Here is a 5532-nt window from a genome sequence, read left to right on the forward strand (position 1 = left end):
CCACCGCCATACCCACCCACTGCGCCCCCTGACCGGGGAAGACGAACACCGAACGGCCGACGTCTCCGGTCCTCCCCCGCACCACTCCGTTCGACGTGGTGGCGTCCTCGGCGACCGCCTCCAGCCGCTGCAGGAGCTCCTCGCGGCCGGTCCCGGTCACCACGGCACGGTGCTCGAAGGCGGACCTGGTGGTGGCCAGCGAGAGCGCCACGTCCGCCGCGCTCGACTCCGGGCGCTCGGTGAGGAACGCGCGGAGCTGCCCGGCCTGCGCCCGCAGCCCCTCGGCGCCACGGCCCGACACGACCCATGCCACCGGACCGTCAGTGACCTCGCCCTCGGCGACCTCAGCCGCCTCGGACTGCGGGGCCTGCTCCAGGATGGTGTGCGCGTTGGTGCCGCTCATGCCGAACGAGGACACGGCGGCGCGACGCGGGTGGTCCCGGTCCGGCCACGGGGTCGACTCGTGCAGCAGGGACACGGCGCCGCCGGTCCAGTCGATGTGCGGCGAGGGCTCCTCCGCGTGGAGCGTCTTGGGCAGCACACCCTCGCGCATGGCCATCACCATCTTGATGACCCCGGCGACACCGGCCGCGGCCTGTGTGTGCCCGATGTTCGACTTGATGCCGCCCAGCCACAGCGGCTGATCCGCGGGCCGGTCCTGCCCGTACGTGGCCATCAGCGCCTGCGCCTCGATCGGGTCACCCAGGGTGGTGCCCGTCCCGTGCGCCTCCACCGCGTCCACCTCGGCGGCCGACAGCCGGGCGCTGGTCAGTGCCTGCCGGATGACCCGCTGCTGCGAGATGCCGTTGGGAGCCGTCAGACCGTTGGACGCGCCGTCCTGGTTGATCGCCGAACCCCGGACGATGGCCAGCACCTCGTGGCCGTTGCGCTGGGCGTCGGACAGCCGCTCCACGAGCAGCATGCCGACGCCCTCACCCCAGCCGGTGCCGTCGGCCGCGGCCCCGAACGGCTTGCACCGGCCGTCGGCCGCCAAGCCGCGCTGCCTGCTGAACTGGACGAACGCCGACGGAGTGGACATCACCGTGACGCCACCGGCCAGCGCGAGTGTGCATTCGCGCTGACGCAGTGCCTGAACGGCCAGATGCAGGGCCACCAGGGAGGACGAGCACGCGGTGTCCACCGAAAGCGCGGGCCCCTCAAGACCCATGGTGTAGGAGATGCGGCCGGAGACGATGCTCGCCGCGTTGCCGGTGCCCGAGTGGCCCTCGACGTCGTCGAGACTCTCGGAGGCACCGAGCATGAGCATGGAGTAGTCCTGGCCATTGGTCCCGACGAAGACGCCGGTCCTGCTGCCACGCAGGGACATCGGGTCGATACCCGCCCGCTCGACCGCCTCCCACGACGTCTCCAACAGCAATCGCTGCTGCGGGTCCATCGACAGCGCCTCACGCGGCGAGATTCCGAAGAACGCCGGATCGAACTGGTCGGCCTTCTCCAGGAATCCGCCCGCGGTCGTGTAGCTGGTGCCGGGGCGGTCCGGGTCCTCGTGGTAGAGGGCATCGATATCCCAGCCCCGGTCCGTGGGGAACTCCGAGATCGCGTCGGTACCGTCCGCCACCATGCGCCACAGATCTTCGGGGGAGCTCACGCCTCCAGGGAACCGGCAGCTCATGGCGACGATCGCGATCGGTTCCTGGTCGGCTGACTCGGCCTCGAGAAGGCGCTGGCGAGTCTGCTGGAGGTCCGCGGTCACCCGCTTGAGATAGTCGAGAAGCTTTTCTTCGTTCATTGCGATATCACCCAGTAAGTAGTAAGGAGCGATCCTCGGGAATTGACCGAGGCTCAGTCAAAAAACCCAGCTCAGGAAATCCCGAGCTCCTTGTCAATGAAGTCGAAGATCTCATCGGATGTCGCCGACTGAATCTTGTTCGAGACCGCCTTCTTGCCGGTGTTGCCCGAATCCTGTTCCGCTTCTCCCCACTTCAAAAGCAGCGTCTGCAAGCGCGTCGTGATCCTCGGCCGGTCCACGTCGTCGGCGGAGATCGTGGCCATCGCCGCCTCGATCCGGTCCAGCTCGCTGAGGATCGGCGCGGCCGCCGAGACCCCGTCCCGCACGACGTCGGTCCGCAGCCGGCGGGCCAGCGCCGCGGGCGTCGGGTGGTCGAAGACGATCGTCGCGGGCAGGCGCAGGCCCGTCGCCGCGTCCAGCCGGTTGCGCAGTTCGACGGCGGTCAGCGAGTCGAAGCCGAGTTCGCGGAAGGCCCGCTGGGACTCGACCGACTCCACCGACGGGAAGCCCAGCACCATCGCCACCTGCGTGGTGACCAGTTCGAGCAGCGCTCGTTCCTGCTCCGCCTCGGACATTCCGGCGAGCCGCTCGCGCAGCTCCGAACCACCGGTCTCGAACTGCGTGGCGGTCCCGCCGCCGAGCGCGGCCTCCAGGATCCGCCGCGCCTCGGGCACCTCGTCCAGCAGCCGGCTGGCCCGTACGGCGGTGTAGGCGGGTACGAATCGCTCCCAGTCGAGGTCGGCGATGGCCAGGTGGGTCTCCTGCAGGTCAAGGGCCTGCTGGAGGGCCTTGACCGCCAGCTCCGGGGTCATCGCGGCCATGCCGCCGCGCCGCAGCCGGTCCTCCAGCGCCCCGTCGACCGCCATGCCGCCCTCGGCCCACGGGCCCCAGGCCACCGAGGTGGCCGCCAGGCCCTGGGCCCGGCGCTGCTGCGCCAGGGCGTCGAGGTAGGCGTTGGCCGCCGCGTAACTGCCCTGCCCGGCGCCGCCGATGGCTCCGGCGAGCGAGGAGAACAGCACGAAGGCCGAGAGGTCGAGGCCCTCGGTGAGCTCGTGCAGGTTGCGGGCCCCGTCCACCTTGGGACGGAGCACGCCCGCGACCCGCTCCACCGACATCGCGTCCAGGACACCGTCGTCCAGGACGCCCGCCGCGTGCACGACGGCGCTCAGCGGGTACCGCTCCGGGATGGCGGCCAGTACGGCGGCCAGGGCCTCGCGGTCGGCGGCGTCACATGCCGCGATGGTCACCTCGGCGCCCAACGCGGTGAGCTCGTCGCGCAGTTCGGCGGCACCGTCGGCCTCCGGGCCACGGCGGCTGGTCAGCACCAGGTGCTCGGCACCGGCGCTCGCCAGCCACCGGGCCACCTGGCCGCCCACTCCCCCGGTGCCACCGGTGACCAGCACCGAGCCCCGTGCGGTCCACGGCCGGGCCGTGGTCCGCGGCGCGGTGGCCCGCACCAGGCGCCGGGTGAACACGCCGGACGTACGCACCGCCACCTGGTCCTCGAACTCGCCCGCGCCGCCGCCCAGCACACCGGAGAGCCGGGCCGCGGCCCGCTCGTCGAACGTCTCCGGGAGGTCGACCAGACCGCCCCAGAGCCTGGGGTGTTCCAGACCGGCGACCCGGCCGAGGCCCCACATCTGCGCCTGGGCGGCGCTGCGCAGGGTGTCGGATCCGGTCACCGACACGGCACCGCGCGTCGCCACCCACAGCGGGGCCTCGACACCGGCGTCCACGAGCGCCTGGAGCGCGACGAGGTTGAGCGCGAGCCCTCGCGGCACCACCGTGTGCCCCGCGCAGGGATCCTCGTCCAGGGCCAGCAGGGAGAGCACCCCGCCGACGGCCCCGTCCGGGGCGCCCTCGGCCGCCGTGCGCAGCCGCTCGGCGACCGCCGCGCGGTCGATGTCAGCGGCGCCGTCGAGGACGATCCGCGCCACGTCGGCGCCCTGCCGCTCCAGCATGGCCACCGCGGTGGTGACCAGTTCGTCGTCGGCGTGCGACCGCGGAACCATGACCATCCAGGTCCCGGTCAGCGCCCGCTCCGAGAGCTCGGACACCGGGGTCCAGGCGATCTGGTAGCGCCAGCCGTCCACCGTGGACCGCTCACGGTGGCCCTTGCGGTAGGACGACAGGGCGGGGAGCACCTCGGTGAGTGAGGCGTTCCCGTCCACCTGCAGCGCGGTGGTCAGCGCCTCCAGGTCCGCACGCTCGACCGCGTCCCAGAAGCGGGCGTCACCTTCGTCCGCGGAGGCGGGGGCGGCGGAGGTGTCGCTCTCGGGGGCGTCCAGCCAGTAGCGCTGCCGCTGGAACGCGTACGTCGGCAGCTCGACCCGCCGGACGTCCCGGCCCGCGAACAGTGCCTCCCAGCCGACGGTGACCCCGTGGACGTGGAGTTCGGCCAGGGCCGCCGTCAGCGCCTGGGCCTCCGGGCGGTCCTTGCGCAGCGCGGGCACCACGACGGGGGCCGAGGCCTCCTCCGCCGTCAGGCACTCGCGTGCCATCGCCGAGAGCACACCGTCGGGGCCCACCTCGAAGAACCTGGTCACGCCCGCGTTCTCCAGGGAGCGCATGCCGTCCGCGAAGCGCACCGCCTCGCGCACGTGGCGCACCCAGTACTCCGGCGAGCACACCTCGTCCGCGCCCGCCGACTTGCCCGTCACATTGGACACCAGCGCGATCGAGGGCGGAGCGAACGACAGCCCCTCGACCACGTCACGGAAGTCGCCCAGCATCGCGTCCATGCGCGGCGAGTGGAAGGCGTGGCTGACCCGCAGGCGGCGGGTCTTGCGGCCCTGCTCCGCCCACTGTTCGGCGATCTCCACGGCCGTGCCCTCGTCACCGGCGATGACCACGGAAGTCGGGCTGTTGACGGCGGCGATGCTCACCTCGGCCTCACGACCGGTGAGCGACGGCGCGATCTCCTCCTCCGACGCCTCGATGGCCACCATCGCGCCGCCCTCGGGCAGCGCCTGCATCAGACGGCCACGGGCCGCCACCAGGGTGCAGGCGTCCTCCAGCGAGAACACCCCCGCCACATGCGCGGCGGCGATCTCCCCGATGGAGTGGCCGATCACCACATCCGGTGCCACACCCCACGCGGACAGCAGCCGGAACAGCGCCACCTCGACCGCGAAGAGCGCGGGCTGGGTGAACGCCGTCTGGTCCAGCAGCTCGGCGTCCGCGCTGCCCTCCGCCGCGAACATCACGTCCTTCAGCGGACGGTCCAGAGTGACGTCCAGGTGTGCGCACACCTCGTCCAGCGCCTGGGCGAACACCGGGAAGGCGTCGTACAACTCCCGCCCCATCCCGAGGCGCTGGGCGCCCTGGCCGGAGAACAGGAACGCGGTGATCCCGGTCGGAGTGGCGACCGAGCGCACCACCCCGGGGGCCTCCTCGCCGGTGGCGACGGCCTCGAGCCCGCGCAGCAGCTCCGCACGGTCCGCGCCCGTCAGCACGGCACGGTGCTCGAACACCGAACGGGTGGCCACCAGGGAGTAGCCCACGTCCTTCAGGCTCAGCTCCGGCCGTGCGGTCAGATGGGCCCGCAGCCGCCGCGCCTGGGCACGCAGTCCGTCCGCGCTCCGGGCGGAGAGCGTCCAGGGGGCCGCGCCACGGTCGTCGGGAGCCGTCACCTCGGCCGGCCGCTCCTCGTCGGCCTCCGACGGGGCCTGCTCGATGATGGTGTGCACATTGGTGCCGCTGACGCCGAACGCGGAGACACCGGCCCGGCGCGGCTGACCCGTCTCCGGCCACGCGGTGGCCTCGGTCAGCAGCCGCACCTC

General features: G+C 72.4%; 2 protein-coding genes. Both read right to left on the reverse strand.

Annotation, left to right across the window (positions count from 1 at the left end; translation table 11 throughout):
• Positions 1–1750: type I polyketide synthase (locus tag IEJ02_RS47285; protein ID WP_191070432.1), on the reverse strand; the 1750-nt coding region annotated here is incomplete at its 3' end.
• Positions 1751–1821: 71 nt separating this feature from the next.
• Positions 1822–5532 (reverse strand): SDR family NAD(P)-dependent oxidoreductase (locus IEJ02_RS47290; RefSeq protein WP_191070433.1); only part of this gene is annotated, 3711 nt, incomplete at its 5' end.

It is taken from the genome of Streptomyces sp. 5-10 (assembly GCF_014712245.1).
GTDB classification, from domain to species: Bacteria; Actinomycetota; Actinomycetes; order Streptomycetales; family Streptomycetaceae; genus Streptomyces; species Streptomyces violaceusniger.